This window comes from Pseudomonas putida group bacterium ESBL64 (assembly GCF_045277175.1).
Classification (GTDB): domain Bacteria; phylum Pseudomonadota; class Gammaproteobacteria; order Pseudomonadales; family Pseudomonadaceae; genus Aquipseudomonas; species Aquipseudomonas alloputida.
The window spans coordinates 5,718,132-5,731,815 of the sequence record NZ_CP145799.1; the positions used below are offsets into that span (position 1 = coordinate 5,718,132).

Annotated in this window: 10 protein-coding genes and 1 pseudogene; 8 read left to right on the top strand and 3 right to left on the bottom strand. The window is 63.2% G+C overall.

Annotated features, from left to right (window positions below; genetic code table 11):
• Positions 1-50: 50 nt before the first annotated feature.
• Both V6093_RS25880 and V6093_RS25885 read left to right on the top strand, forming a co-directional pair.
• Positions 51-359, top strand: a complete 309-nt coding sequence (locus V6093_RS25880) for a hypothetical protein (protein ID WP_003248718.1) — start codon at positions 51-53, stop codon at positions 357-359.
• A gap of 51 nt (positions 360-410) precedes the next feature.
• On the top strand, positions 411-1,295 hold the full coding sequence (locus V6093_RS25885; RefSeq protein WP_003248719.1) for a pseudouridine synthase: 885 nt from the start codon (positions 411-413) through the stop codon (positions 1,293-1,295).
• A gap of 479 nt (positions 1,296-1,774) precedes the next feature.
• On the opposite strand, the gene V6093_RS25890 is transcribed toward V6093_RS25885, so the two are convergent.
• Positions 1,775-3,340, bottom strand: coding sequence for a PAS domain-containing methyl-accepting chemotaxis protein (locus V6093_RS25890; protein WP_003248720.1), 1,566 nt, complete (start codon positions 3,338-3,340; stop codon positions 1,775-1,777).
• Positions 3,341-3,590: 250 nt separating this feature from the next.
• Positions 3,591-6,332, bottom strand: a complete 2,742-nt coding sequence (acnA, locus tag V6093_RS25895) for an aconitate hydratase AcnA (protein WP_265979721.1) — start codon at positions 6,330-6,332, stop codon at positions 3,591-3,593.
• A 224-nt stretch (positions 6,333-6,556) separates the two neighbouring features.
• On the opposite strand from acnA, the gene rlmM reads away from it, so the two are divergent.
• The 3 genes from rlmM to pdxB all read left to right on the top strand — a co-directional run bounded on the left by rlmM (position 6,557) and on the right by pdxB (position 9,561).
• On the top strand, positions 6,557-7,621 hold the full coding sequence (rlmM, locus tag V6093_RS25900) for a 23S rRNA (cytidine(2498)-2'-O)-methyltransferase RlmM (protein WP_047604582.1): 1,065 nt from the start codon (positions 6,557-6,559) through the stop codon (positions 7,619-7,621).
• A 494-nt stretch (positions 7,622-8,115) separates the two neighbouring features.
• Positions 8,116-8,358 carry a sulfurtransferase TusA gene (gene tusA, locus V6093_RS25905; protein WP_003248727.1) on the top strand — a complete coding sequence of 81 codons (243 nt, stop codon included), beginning with the start codon at positions 8,116-8,118 and terminating at the stop codon, positions 8,356-8,358.
• 60 nt (positions 8,359-8,418) lie between these two features.
• Complete coding sequence (gene pdxB / locus V6093_RS25910; RefSeq protein ID WP_004577094.1) at positions 8,419-9,561, top strand: 4-phosphoerythronate dehydrogenase PdxB; 1,143 nt, start codon at positions 8,419-8,421, stop codon at positions 9,559-9,561.
• A 114-nt stretch (positions 9,562-9,675) separates the two neighbouring features.
• Here pdxB and V6093_RS25915 read toward each other — a convergent pair whose 3' ends face one another.
• Complete coding sequence (locus V6093_RS25915; RefSeq protein ID WP_003248731.1) at positions 9,676-9,849, bottom strand: PA1571 family protein; 174 nt, start codon at positions 9,847-9,849, stop codon at positions 9,676-9,678.
• 210 nt (positions 9,850-10,059) lie between these two features.
• Here V6093_RS25915 and V6093_RS25920 point away from each other — a divergent pair, with 210 nt between their 5' ends.
• The 3 genes and pseudogenes from V6093_RS25920 to V6093_RS25930 all read left to right on the top strand — a co-directional run bounded on the left by V6093_RS25920 (position 10,060) and on the right by V6093_RS25930 (position 13,611).
• The gene (locus V6093_RS25920; protein WP_047604622.1) at positions 10,060-11,823 is read left to right on the top strand and encodes an ABC transporter transmembrane domain-containing protein; all 1,764 of its coding nucleotides are present in this window, start codon (positions 10,060-10,062) and stop codon (positions 11,821-11,823) included.
• Positions 11,824-12,567: 744 nt separating this feature from the next.
• Positions 12,568-12,726 (top strand): annotated as a pseudogene (locus tag V6093_RS25925) (HAMP domain-containing protein); the annotation flags it as partial.
• 171 nt (positions 12,727-12,897) lie between these two features.
• Positions 12,898-13,611: a methyl-accepting chemotaxis protein gene (locus tag V6093_RS25930; RefSeq protein WP_371044502.1), complete on the top strand. Its 714-nt coding sequence runs from the start codon at positions 12,898-12,900 to the stop codon at positions 13,609-13,611.
• Positions 13,612-13,684: the final 73 nt, after the last annotated feature.

Sequence of the window (13,684 nt, forward strand, 5' to 3'; positions counted from 1 at the left end):
GCAAGGGGATGTTCGTATGCTGTATATAAATACAGTATCGAGGTGAAGCCATGCTCAATGTCGAGCAACTCAAGTACAGCGTCAACCGCATGCCCGTGGATCGGGTGGCTGACGCCGTTCTGGAACTGCGCCTCGAAGGCCTGGTGACGGGCGACTGCACGCCGTTCGGCAAAGTCCACTTCAATACCTGCTTCGCCGAGATCGAGGCCTTGTTCCAGCGGGCCGGTTACCACCGAGGGCTGGATGTGGTGGGTTATGAGGGGTTGCTCTATGCACTCTACGACCCTGGCCGCTGGGAGCCGGTGCAGGTACTGCGCTGGCTGAAGGAGCGCTGCGAGGCGATGGCCCAGGCTGGTTGAGGGGGCGGGCTTGGGCGATAATGCGCGGCCATGAACGTCTCGAGCCCAGCCATGACCACGCCTTTCGACCCCGCCCGCCAGCAAGCCAGTACGGTGTGCCTGCCACCTGGTAACTGGGTGACGGTGCTCGATTGCTTGTGTGACCATTTCAAGGCCATCGACCGCGCCCAGTGGCTTGACCGCTTTGCCCGTGGCCGGGTGCTGGATGCCAACGGGCACGCAGTTGCCGCCGACCTGCCTTACAAGCGTGGCATGCGTTTGCATTACTTCCGCGAAGTGCCGAACGAACGGCCGATTCCGGTGCAGGAGGTGGTGCTGCATGTGGACGAGCACCTGGTGGTGGCCGATAAACCGCATTTCCTGCCGGTGACGCCGACGGGTGAATACGTCGAGCAGACCTTGTTGCGCCGCCTGATCCGTCGTCTGGACAATCCGCACCTGGTGCCGTTGCACCGCATCGACCGGCACACCGCTGGGCTCGTGCTGTTTTCCGCCAACCCGCACAGCCGCAGCGCCTACCAGCGGCTGTTCCCCGAGCGGCGTATCGACAAGCGTTACCAGGCCATTGCCGCTGCCATGCCGCAGCATGCATTTCCGCTGGTGCACAAAAGCCGCCTGGTGCATGGCGAGCCATTTTTCCGCATGCATGAGGTGGAGGGTGAGGCCAACAGTGAAACCCTGGCCGAGGTGCTGGAGAAGAACGGTGAGCGATGGCGCTATGGGCTATCGCCCGTGACCGGCAAGACCCATCAGTTGCGTGTGCACATGGCGGCCTTGGGGGCAGGGATCAGCAATGACCCGTTCTATCCGCAGTTGCTCAATGAAGAGGATGACTACCAGCGGCCGCTGAAACTGTTGGCGCAGAGCCTGCGTTTCGAGGACCCGCTGAGTGGCGAAGAGCGCTACTTCGAGAGCCGGTTGCGGTTGGACTGGTAACACAGCAAGCGGGTTCACCTGCGAAAGGGCCGGGCCTGCTGGCCAATTTCCACCCGCCGTTCACCGTTGCCGCCGCTACCGTATTCGCGGGTAAACCCGCTCCTACGCACGCATCGGTGGTTCGGCACAGGCCGCGTGTAGGAGCGGGTTTACCCGCGAAAGGGCCGGCCCTGCTGGCCAATCTCCACCCGCCGTTCACCGTTGCCGCCGCTACCGTATTCGCGGGTAAACCCGCTCCTACGCACGCGTAGGTGGTTCGGCACATTCCGTCGTAGGAGCGGGTTTACCCGCGAAAGGGCCGGCCCTGCTGGCCAATTTCCAGCCGTCGTTCACCGTTGCCGCCGCTACCGTATTCGCGGGTAAACCCGCTCCTACGCACGCATCGGTGGTTCGGCACATTCCGTTGTAGGGGCGGGCTTGCCCGCGAACACCGGCAGAGCCGGTGCCCTCCACCGCGGCGGAGGGCCAAGTCGCGAGCTTCAGCGGTTGAAGCGCTCCACCAGCGAATACTGGCTGCCCGCCGTGCTGGTCAGTTCCTCGCTCAGCAGTGCCGAGTGCTGCGCCTGTTCGGCGGTCTGGTCGGCCAGTTCGGCAATGGTGCTGATGTTGCGGCTGATCTCGTCAGCCACTGCGGTCTGCTCCTCGGTTGCAGCTGCAATCTGGGTGGCCATGTCGGTGATATTGGCCACCGCTTCGCTGATGCCTACCAACGCCTCGTCAGCCTGCATTACCCGGTCGACGCCTTCCTGTGCCTGGCGGTGGCCGGTTTCCATGGTCTGCACTGCGTTACTGGCGGTCTGTTGCAGCTTGGCGATCAGGCCATGGATCTGCCCGGTGGATTCGGCGGTGCGCTGGGCCAACTGACGCACTTCATCAGCCACTACGGCAAAACCACGGCCCATTTCACCGGCGCGCGCCGCTTCAATGGCTGCGTTCAGTGCCAGCAGGTTGGTCTGGTCGGCGATGCCCTTGATCACGTCGACCACGCCACCAATCTCGTCGCTGTCTTTGGCCAGTTGCGTAACCGTCTGGCCGGTCTCGCCCACTGCCGCCGACAGACGTTCGATGGCCTCGCGGGTTTCTCCGGCAATTTGCCGGCCTTGGCTGGTCAGGCGGTTGGCTTCCTGGGTGGCATCGGCGGTGCGCTGCACATGGTTGGCCACTTCCTGAGTGGTGGCGGCCATCTGGTTTACCGCAGCGGCGACTTGCTCGGTCTCCACCCGCTGGCGCTCCAGCCCCGTAGAGCTCTTGTGCGCCAAGGCATCGGACTGGCGTGCCTGGTCGCTCAGGAGTTCGGCACTGTCTTGTAGGCGGGTCAGGCAGGTTTTCATGCGTGCGTCCTGGCTGAGCATGGCCATTTCCAGGCGCGCCTGCACGCCACGGCTGTCGGTGTACATCTGCGCGATCAGTGGGTCGGAAGTGGTTTGCTCGGCCAGGCGCAGCAGGCGCTTGAGGCCGCGCTGCTGCCAGCTCAGGCCGAGCAGGCCCAGTGGTACCGAAAGCCCTGCGGCCAAGGCAAAGCCCCAGGAATGACCCAGCCAGTTGCCGATCAGGAAGCCCACCTGGCTGATCAGGATGAACGGTAGCCAGTCCTGCAGCACTGGCAGCCACTTGTCGCGGCGCGGTACCGGTGGCTTGCCCTGGTTGATGCGCTGATACAGGGCCTCGGCGCGGCGGATCTGCTCGGCGGTGGGCTTGACCCGCACCGATTCGAAACCGACAACCTGGTTGTTATCGAAGATGGGTGTGACATAGGCGTTGACCCAGTAATGGTCACCGGACTTGCAGCGGTTCTTGACGATGCCCATCCACGGCTGGCCCTGCTTGAGGGTTTGCCACATATGGGCAAACACGGCAGGCGGTACGTCGGGGTGACGCACCAGGTTGTGCGGTGCGCCAGTCAGCTCCTCGCGGGTGAATCCACTGATTTCGATAAAGGCATCGTTGCAGTAGGTGACCACACCCTTGGCGTTGGTAGTGGAGATCAACCGCTGCTGGGCAGGGAAAGTCCGTTCTCTCTGGGTAATCGGCTGGTTGTTACGCATGGGTGATAGTCCGCAGGGCTTTCGACAGGTATCGGCAAGCCGCTGGTTTTATTGAATGGATATTTGGTTCATTGATTGCACTCAATGACGGGTAAGTCAGATGATGACCGAATGGATGGCCAAGGGCCAGTGCTGTCGCGTGGGACTTTAAAGCATATAGCTTTGGGGTATTGGCGTGTAGGAGACCGAGCGCCGCCCGCGCAGCGCTCGGTCTAGAGAGCGGAACACATCTTCGGCCAGACGCTCCGTCTCAACCGGCGATCATCTGGCGCAACACATAGTGCAGAATCCCCCCCGCCTTGAAGTATTCCACCTCGTTCAGGGTATCAATCCGGCATAGCACCTCGATCTGTTCCTGCTGGCCATCCTCGCGGGTAATGCGCAAGGGCAGGCTCATGCCGGGGCGAATATGTGCGCCGTCCAGCCCCAGTACATCGATCTGTTCCTTGCCGGTCAGCCCCAGCTGTTTGCGGTTGTGCCCGGCCTTGAATTGCAGTGGCAACACGCCCATGCCCACCAGGTTGGAGCGGTGAATACGCTCGAAGCTTTCTGCCAGCACGGCCTTGACCCCCAGCAGGTTGGTACCCTTGGCTGCCCAGTCGCGGCTCGAGCCGGTGCCGTACTCCTGGCCGGCAATCACCAGCAGTGGGGTGCCTTCCTGCTGGTAACGCATGGCCGCGTCGTAGATCGACAGCTTCTCGCCAGTGGGCACATGCAAGGTGTTGCCGCCTTCTTCACCTGCCAGCATTTCGTTGCGGATACGGATGTTGGCGAAGGTGCCGCGCATCATCACTTCGTGGTTGCCACGCCGCGAACCGTAGGAGTTGAAGTCGCGAGGCTCCACACCCTGTTCCCGCAGGTAGCGCCCGGCCGGGCTGTCGGTCTTGATGTTGCCCGCGGGGGAAATGTGGTCGGTGGTCACTGAGTCGCCCAGCAGCGCCAGCACCCGTGCGCCGTGAATATTGGCGATCTGTGGCGGTGGCCCGCCGATGCCGTCGAAGAACGGTGGGTGCTGGATGTAGGTGGAGTCAGCCTGCCACACGTAAGTGGCGGCCTGTGGCACCTCGATGGCCTGCCATTGCGCATCACCGGCGAACACTTCGGCGTATTCCTTGTGGAACATCGCCGTATCGACCTTGGCCACGGCCTCGGCAATTTCCTGCTGGGTCGGCCAGATATCACGCAGGTAGACCGGTTGGCCGTCCTTGCCTGAGCCCAGCGGATCGCGCGTCAGGTCCAGGCGCACGCTGCCGGCCAGGGCGTAGGCCACCACCAGCGGGGGCGAGGCCAGCCAGTTGGTCTTGACCAGTGGGTGCACGCGGCCCTCGAAGTTGCGGTTGCCCGATAGCACAGAGGCCACGGTCAGGTCGGCGCTGCCAATGGCTTTTTCGATCGCCTCGTCCAGCGGGCCGGAGTTGCCGATGCAGGTGGTGCAGCCATAACCGACCAGATCAAAACCCAGTTGGTCGAGGTAAGGCGTGAGCCCGGCTGCCTTGAAGTAGTCGGTGACTACCTTGGAGCCTGGCGCCAGCGAGCTCTTGACCCAAGGTTTGCGTTGCAGGCCTTTTTCCAGTGCTTTTTTTGCCACCAACCCGGCAGCCATCATCACGCTGGGGTTGGACGTGTTGGTACATGAGGTGATCGCGGCAATCACCACGGCGCCATCGCGCAGGGTGTGGGTCTGGCCCTGATGGCTGTAGTCAACTGCACCGGCCTGGTCGGCGTTGCCCACCGCGACACCGCCACCACCTTCGCTTTCCAGGCGGCCAACTTCTTTGGCCAGCGGCTTGGGCTGCAGCTCGATGAAGTGGTCGAAGGCTTGGCTGACCTGGCCCAGCGCTACGCGGTCCTGTGGCCGTTTGGGCCCGGCCAGGCTGGCTTCGACGTCGTCCATGTCCAGCGCCAGCGTGTCGCTGAATAACGGCTCCTGGCCGGGCAGGCGCCACATGCCCTGCGCCTTGCAGTACTGTTCGACCAGCTGCACGGTCGTTTCGGGGCGGCCCGAAAGCCGCAGATAGTCCAAGGTGACTTGGTCGACCGGGAAGAAGCCACAGGTGGCGCCGTATTCCGGTGCCATGTTGGCGATGGTCGCGCGGTCGGCCAGGGGCAGCTCGGCCAGGCCGTCGCCGTAGAATTCAACGAACTTGCCCACCACGCCTTTCTTGCGCAGCATCTGCGTCACGGTCAGCACCAGGTCAGTGGCAGTGATGCCCTCCCGCAGCTTGCCGGTCAGCTTGAAGCCGATCACTTCGGGGATCAGCATCGATACCGGCTGGCCGAGCATGGCCGCTTCCGCTTCGATGCCGCCGACACCCCAGCCGAGTACGCCAAGGCCGTTGATCATGGTGGTGTGCGAGTCTGTGCCCACCAAGGTATCGGGGAAGGCATAGGTGCGGCCGTCGGCCTCACGGGTCCACACCGTGCGGCCCAGGTACTCCAGGTTGACCTGGTGGCAAATGCCGGTGCCCGGGGGAACTACGCGGAAGTTGTCGAAGGCGCTCTGGCCCCAACGCAGAAAGGCATAGCGCTCGCCATTGCGCTGCATTTCGATGTCGACGTTTTCGGCAAAGGCTTGCGGCGTGCCGTAGCGGTCGACCATTACCGAGTGATCGATCACCAGGTCGACCGGTGACAGCGGGTTGATCCGTTGCGGGTCGCCGCCAGCCTTGGCCATGGCGGCGCGCATGGCCGCCAGGTCGACCACGGCGGGTACGCCGGTGAAGTCCTGCATCAGCACCCGCGCCGGGCGGTACTGGATCTCGCGGTCCGAGCGGCGTTCGCCAAGCCATTGGGCAATGGCGCGCAAGTCGTCGCCGGTGACGGTCGCGCCATCCTCCCAACGCAGCAGATTTTCCAGCAGCACTTTAAGCGACATGGGCAGGCGCTGCAGGTCACCCAGCTGGCGGGCGGCCTCGGTGAGGCTGAAGTAATGGTAGGTCTGGTCGCCGACCTTGAGGGGCTTGAGGGTGTTCAGGCTATCGAGCGAGGGCATTGCCAACTCCTTCTGCACCGGTGCCCGGCAAATATTCACGGTTTGCCGGCAGCACCGCTCTGTATCGGTCCGCACGGCACGGACCTGGCTGAATGGTCAGGTTAGACCGGTTTACGCTACCTGACCCTTTTCTGGACCGGCGGGGCGTGTCGCAGGTTCCGAACTTCCTTTATCATCGCCGCCCTGCCGGCGCCTGTGGTGCGCCAGCCGTCGTGGAGTGAGAGATGAATACCCTGTTCATGCATTGCCGGCCCGGTTTCGAGGGCGAGGTTTGCGCCGAAATCAGCGAACATGCCGCCCGCCTGGGTGTTGCCGGCTATGCCAAAGGCAAGCCGCAAAGTGCCAGTGCCGAGTTTGTCTGTAGCGAGGAGGGCGGTGCCGAGCGCTTGATGGGGGAACTGCGTTTCAACCAGTTGATTTTCCCGCGGCAGTGGGCACGTGGCGGTTACGTTGAACTGCCGGAAAGTGACCGCATCAGCGTACTGCTGGCGCAGTTGGTTGACTTCCCGGTGTTCGGCAGCCTTTGGCTGGAGGTGCTGGACAGCAACGAAGGCAAGGAATTGTCCACTTTTTGCCGAAAGTTCGAAGTGCCGTTGCGCAAGGCCCTGGAGAAGGCCGGCCGCCTGGTCGACGACCCCGGTCGCCCACGCTTGCTGCTGACCTTCATCAGCGGCCGGCGGGTATTTGTCGGCGTGGCATCGGCCAGCAACAGCGCCTTGTGGCCCATGGGCATCCCGCGCCTGAAGTTCCCTCGCGAGGCACCTAGCCGTTCGACACTCAAACTGGAAGAGGCCTGGCACCAGTTCATTCCGCGTGAGCAGTGGGAGCAGCGCCTGGGGGATGACATGACCGGCGTCGACCTGGGAGCCTCACCGGGTGGCTGGACCTACCAGCTGGTGCGCCGTGGCATGCTGGTGACAGCCATCGATAACGGGCCGATGGCCGAAAGCCTGATGGACACAGGCCTGGTCCAGCACTTGATGGCCGATGGGTTTACCTGGCAGCCGAAGCAGCCGGTAGACTGGATGGTGTGCGATATCGTCGAGAAGCCGGCGCGTACCACCTCGCTGATTGAAACCTGGCTGGGTGAGGGGCTGTGCCGCGAGGCGGTGGTCAACCTGAAGTTGCCGATGAAGCAGCGTTATGCCGAAGTACGGCGCCTGCTCGACCGTATGGAGGCAACATTCAAGGCACGCAAGATCAAGGTGTCGATTGCCTGCAAGCAGCTGTACCACGACCGTGAAGAAGTAACCTGCCACCTGCGGCGGCTCGACTTGAAGCCCCGCTGAGGCCAGCGCGTCGTTCTGTTTCTGTTTCTGTTTCTGTTTCTGCGTCTGCGTCTGCGTCTGCTTTTGCTGTTGCTTCTAAGCGCGCGATAGTTCAGGCGACGCAGATTGCGACTTCAGGAGGCCGAGTGCAGGGCTTGCGAAGGGAGGTGACGGGCATGGATGCCCGTCAAGCGCTGGGCCCCAGGATGGGGCCTGCAGCGCGGTCCTCCCGGGAGCAAGCCCGGAGCGAGGGGACCCCGGAGCGCAGCGCAGGGGCCGGATGATGGGAGCCGACGGTTTTTGGTTCCTTTTTGCCACGACAAAAAGGGACCCGCCGTAAGGGCGGAAAGGTGACTGTGCGCCACCTGCGTGAATGAATACCTACTCGATGTGAATGCCCACATCCAAGAAGCAAGAAGCAAATTCGTCTGTCCTGACTCAGCGCTGGGTTTGAAAGCCGTGCTTGGACCGCGTCGCGCTATGCGCGACAATAGCGATCATTTTCGGAGCCCCCCATGACCGATTTCACCCCCGACGCCATCCTCGATGCCACCGGCCTGAACTGCCCGGAACCCGTGATGATGCTGCACCAGCACGTACGCAACCTGGCCGCCGGCGGCCTGCTCAAGGTCATCGCCACCGACCCGTCGACCCGCCGCGACATCCCCAAGTTCTGCAACTTCCTCGGCCACGAGCTGCTGCAGCAACAAGAGGACGCCGGCACTTTCCTGTACTGGATCCGCAAGAAAGCCGACTGAATCGCTCTGGAACACGCCCGGCGTTGCGCCTACACTGCGCTCCCCAGACAGGAGAGCGCCATGCTGATAGTTGCCGACGAGAACATCCCGCTGCTCGATGCCTTCTTCCAGGGTTTCGGTGAAATTCGCCGCTACCCCGGCCGAAGCCTCGATGCTGCCAGCGTCAAGGACGCCGATATCCTGCTGGTGCGCTCGGTGACCAAGGTCGACCGTCAGTTGCTCGAAGGCAGCCGTGTACGCTTTGTCGGCACGTGCACCATCGGCACTGATCACCTGGACCTGGACTACTTTGCAGAAGCTGGCATCCGCTGGAGCAGCGCACCTGGCTGCAATGCCCGCGGCGTGGTCGATTACGTGCTGGGCAGCCTGCTGACCCTGGCCGAACTGGATGGCGTGGCATTGCCTGAGCGCGTATATGGCGTTGTCGGCGCGGGTGAAGTGGGTGGCCGCCTCGTGCGGGTGCTGCATGGCCTGGGCTGGAAGGTGCTGGTGTGCGACCCGTTGCGTCAGGCCGCGGAGGGCGGCGACTACGTCAGCCTCGAAACCATCCTGCAGCAGTGCGATGTGATCAGCTTGCATACCCCGTTGCAACGCGGCGGCCAGCACCCGACCTGGCACCTGCTGGGGCAGGCGCAGCTGGCACAGTTGCGCCCGGGTGCCTGGCTGGTAAACGCCAGCCGTGGCCCGGTGGTGGACAACGTGGCCCTGCGCGAGCTGCTGCTGGACCGTGAAGACGTGCACGCGGTGCTGGATGTGTGGGAAGGGGAGCCGCAGGTCGACCTGACGTTGGCCGACCTGTGCACCCTGGCTACGCCGCACATTGCCGGCTATAGCCTCGATGGCCGCCAGCGTGGCACGGCGCAGATCTACCAGGCGCTGTGTCGCTTCCTCGGTGTGAATGAGCAGGTGCGACTGGCCGAGCTGCTGCCCAAGCCACCGCTGGCGCAGATCGAGCTGGATGCCAGCACCGACCTGTCCTGGGCCTTGGCCACCCTGTGTCGCGCCGTGTATGACCCGCGCCGTGATGATGCCGATTTCCGCCGTAGCCTCAGCGATGATCCGCAGCAACAGCGAGCAGCGTTCGACCAGTTGCGCAAGCAATACCCGCCAAGGCGCGAGATCGAGGGGCTGGCCGTGCGCTTGCACGGGGAGGCGCCGCAGTTGGCGCAGTTGGTCAGTGCCCTGGGTGGGGTGTTGGTCTAAGCACGCCTTGCCTTGATCTTGCAGGTAGGTGCGGTTACCTGTGGGGGCGGCCAAGCCCACTGGCTGGGCCAATAAAAACCCGGCGCAAGCGCCGGGTTGCAAAGAATTCGCCGATCAACCTTTGCGTACGCGCTCGACACGGCTTTCTTCCAGGGCCTTGCAGGCCTGCTGGATCATCTGCTCGGTGATCGGCACTTCGCGCCCCTTGGCGTCGATGATCGAACCGCATACTTGCGGTTGCGGGGAGGTTTGGGGCTTCTGGTTATCACTGCCATGCTGCAAGCTCATGCACTGTCTCCTCTTCAGGTTCAAGCTCAGGGTAGCCCTGCGCCGTGACTGGCCTGTGACAGCTTCCGGGTCACGGCAGCAACAGTCCAGCAGAAACCCTGTGAAAGCTCCATAAGCTGGTTAGATCGATGCGTTATAGCAACCTTCATGCAGTCTCCCTACCGGGATGAGTGGTAGGCTGCCGCTTCCCCACCCTTTGTGGTCGTCGCCATGCCCGAATCGGTTTCCCCGCGCCAACGCCGTGCCTTGCGCCTGGCTTGGCAGTTTGTTCGCCCTTATCGCCGTCAGGTGCTATTGGCATTGCTGGCGCTGGTAGTCACCGCTGGCATCACCCTGTCGATGGGCCAAGGCATCCGCCTGCTGGTGGATCAAGGCTTCATGACCCGCTCCGCGCACCAGCTCAATCAGACCATCGGGCTGTTCTTGCTGCTGGTGCTGGCGCTGGCGGTGGGTACCTTCAGCCGTTTCTATCTGGTGTCGTGGATTGGCGAGCGTTGTGTGGCCGATATCCGTCGTGCGGTCTTCGATCACCTGATCGGCCTGCACCCAGGTTTTTTCGAGGACAACCGCAGCTCCGAGATCCAGTCTCGGCTGACTGCGGACACTACCTTGCTGCAATCGGTGATCGGTTCATCGCTGTCGATGTTCCTGCGCAACGCGCTGATGGTCATTGGCGGTGTGGTATTGCTGTTCATCACCAACCCCAAGCTCACCAGCATCGTGGTGGTAACGCTGCCGCTGGTGTTGGCACCGATCCTGTTGTTCGGCCGTCGGGTGCGCAGCCTGTCGCGGCAGAGCCAGGACAGGGTCGCCGATGTGGGCAGCTACGTGGCTGAAACGCTGGGGCAGATCAAGACCGTGCAGGCCTACAACCACCAGGCGCACGACCGCGAACTGTTCGCCGATACGGTCGAAGCAGCATTTACTGTTGCCCGCAAGCGGATTACACAGCGTGCCTGGCTGATAACCCTGGTGATCGTGCTGGTGTTGGGGGCGGTGGGGGTGATGCTGTGGGTCGGCGGCATGGATGTGATCGCCGGGCGTATATCCGCAGGCGAGCTGGCTGCATTCGTGTTCTACAGCCTGATCGTCGGCAGTGCCTTCGGTACCCTCAGTGAGGTGATCGGCGAACTGCAACGGGCCGCGGGTGCCGCCGAGCGCATTGCCGAACTGTTGGCAGCGCGAAGTGCCATCCTGCCCCCCGACGTGGCGCAGGTGCTGCCGCAGCCGCGGGCCAGCGGGCATATCGAGCTGCAACAGGTCGTGTTCGCTTACCCTTCACGGCCCACGGTGGCAGCTGTCGACGGCCTGAGCCTGACCATCGAACCCGGGCAGACCGTCGCCCTGGTTGGCCCTTCCGGGGCAGGCAAGTCGACCCTGTTCGATCTGTTGCTGCGCTTTTACGACCCCCAACAAGGGCGCATCCTGCTCGATGGCCAGCCGGTTACCGCATGTGATCCCGACCAGCTACGCCGGCAGTTTGCTTTGGTGGCACAAAACCCCTCGCTGTTCCGTGGCACGGTGGAGGCCAACATTCGTTATGGCCGGCCCGAGGCGACCTTGGCTGAAGTCGAAGCAGCAGCCCGCGGCGCCCATGCCGACGAATTCATCCGGCAACTGCCCCAAGGCTACCAGACACAACTGGGGGAGGGCGGCATCGGCCTTTCCGGCGGGCAACGCCAGCGCCTGGCGATTGCCCGGGCCTTGCTGGTCGATGCGCCGATCCTGTTGCTGGACGAAGCCACCAGTGCCCTGGATGCACAAAGCGAATACTTGATCCAGCAAGCGCTGCCCAGCCTGATGGCCGGCCGTACCACGCTGGTGATCGCCCATCGCCTGGCCACGGTACAGCATGCCGAGCGCATCGCGGTCATCGACCAAGGCCGGCTGGTGGCGGTGGGCACCCACCGTCAGTTGATCGAGGACAGCCCGCTGTATGCGCGGCTGGCAGCGCTGCAGTTCACCACGGGCTAGCGTGTCGTGGCTTTGTAACATTTCTGTAGTAATTGCCTGAGAAGATTTGCTTCAACTGTTGCGTAAGTGCTCGACCTGGCTGCCATTGCGTGATGGCAGCTTTTTTTTGGCCTGCCAGTAATGAGGCTGCACAGCGGCCTCAGCCTACTCCCTCTGGTTCCGAGACCCTCGATGTTGCGTAAATCCCTCAGAGTGCAAATTCTCTCGCTGCTCGGCGGCAGTGTGCTGGCGATGCTGCTGATCGCCCTGGTGTGTTTCCAGTTCCTGTCGTCCAGCGTGCGGGGCTACGCCGAGCTGGTCGACGGGCCGCTGCGGGCCTCGCAATTGATTGACGAAGCCAACCTGCAGTTCAAGATCCAGGTGCAGGAATGGAAGAACGTGCTGTTGCGCGGTCGCCAGCCTGCGGAAATGGACAAGTACTGGCAGCAGTTCCAGGCCCGCGAAGAGCAAGTACAACAACTGCTCGGGCAATTGATCGACAACAGCGATGCCAGGCTCAAGGCGTCGCTGCAGCAATTGCGCGACAGCCATCGCCAGTTGGGCCAGGCCTATGCGCAAGGCCGTCAGGCCTTCCTGGCGGCAGGCGGTGACCCGGTAGCGGGCGACCGGGCGGTCAAAGGCGTGGACCGTGCCGCCAGTGAGCAAATGAGCGAACTGGTCGAGCAACTGCGCGCCGATGCCCGCCAGCGTGCCGCCAGCATCAATGCCAGTGCCGAGCGCACGGTATGGTTGGGCCTGCTGGTGATGCTGGCTTCTGCGGTGCTGGTGGGGCTGCTCAGCCTGTGGCTGGTCAACCGTAGCCTGATCGAGCCGATCCGCCAGTTGATCGAGTACGTCGCGCAGCTCAGCCAAGGCTGCTTTGCTGCCCGGGTCGACAGCCGTCGGGAGGATGAGCTGGGGCGCCTGGCGCGGGCGGCCAACACCCTGCGTGACTTCCTTGCCGATACTGTCGGCCGGCTGCAGGACAACGCTCAGGAGCTGGAAGGTGCCAGCGGGCAGTTGCGCAGTATTGCCGGTGACATGGCCCGCGGTACTCATGACCAGTTCCAGCGTACCGACCAGGTGGCCACGGCCATGCACGAAATGTCCGCCACTGCCCAAGAGGTCGCTCGCCACGCCGCCGAGGCTGCCCGCGCGGCCGATGACGCCGACCACAGCGCCCAGGCCGGCGAGCAGGTGATGCAGCAGACCATCGACATCATCGGGCTGGTCAACCGCGAAATCGCCGGCACGGCGTCGGTAATTCGCGACCTGGAGCATGACAGCACACGTATAGGCAAAGTGCTGGAAGTGATCCGCGGCATTGCTGAGCAGACCAACCTGCTGGCGCTTAACGCGGCCATCGAAGCGGCCCGTGCGGGCGAAGCCGGGCGTGGTTTTGCGGTGGTCGCCGATGAAGTGCGCAGCCTGGCCCAGCGCACGGCAGCGTCGATTGCAGAAATTCACCAGATCATCGAAGCGGTACAGTCAGGGGCGGTGGAGGCGGTCAAGGCCATCGAAAGCGGCCAGCAACGCAGCCAGGAAGGGGCTGAGCAGGTCGAGCAGGCCGGGCAGATGCTGCAGCGTATCACCCAGGCGGTGGAGGCGATCCGCGACATGAACCGGCAAATCGCCACTGCGGCCGAGGAGCAGACCAGCGTGGCCGAAGATATCTCGCGTAACCTGATCGAAATTACCCGGATTGCCACAGCCAACCAGGAAGCGGTGCAGCATACCGAGCAGGCGGGGCAGCGCCTGCATGGTTTGTCAGGGCAGTTGGGCGAAGTCACCTCCCGGCTGACCGCCTGACTGGGTCTGCAGGGGTTGCATGTGCCCCTGGAGGCTGAAGCGGCGCACTGACGTATTTTTCGCACACAACAAA

Coding starts and splice junctions, on each gene's coding strand:
- pdxB (WP_004577094.1), top strand. CDS start 8,419: ATGCTGATAGTTGCCGACGAGAACATCCCGCTGCTCGATGCCTTCTTC.
- rlmM (WP_047604582.1), top strand. CDS start 6,557: ATGAATACCCTGTTCATGCATTGCCGGCCCGGTTTCGAGGGCGAGGTT.
- V6093_RS25915 (WP_003248731.1), bottom strand. CDS start 9,849: ATGAGCTTGCAGCATGGCAGTGATAACCAGAAGCCCCAAACCTCCCCG.
- acnA (WP_265979721.1), bottom strand. CDS start 6,332: ATGCCCTCGCTCGATAGCCTGAACACCCTCAAGCCCCTCAAGGTCGGC.
- V6093_RS25890 (WP_003248720.1), bottom strand. CDS start 3,340: ATGCGTAACAACCAGCCGATTACCCAGAGAGAACGGACTTTCCCTGCC.
- V6093_RS25885 (WP_003248719.1), top strand. CDS start 411: ATGACCACGCCTTTCGACCCCGCCCGCCAGCAAGCCAGTACGGTGTGC.
- V6093_RS25930 (WP_371044502.1), top strand. CDS start 12,898: ATGCACGAAATGTCCGCCACTGCCCAAGAGGTCGCTCGCCACGCCGCC.
- V6093_RS25920 (WP_047604622.1), top strand. CDS start 10,060: ATGCCCGAATCGGTTTCCCCGCGCCAACGCCGTGCCTTGCGCCTGGCT.
- V6093_RS25880 (WP_003248718.1), top strand. CDS start 51: ATGCTCAATGTCGAGCAACTCAAGTACAGCGTCAACCGCATGCCCGTG.
- tusA (WP_003248727.1), top strand. CDS start 8,116: ATGACCGATTTCACCCCCGACGCCATCCTCGATGCCACCGGCCTGAAC.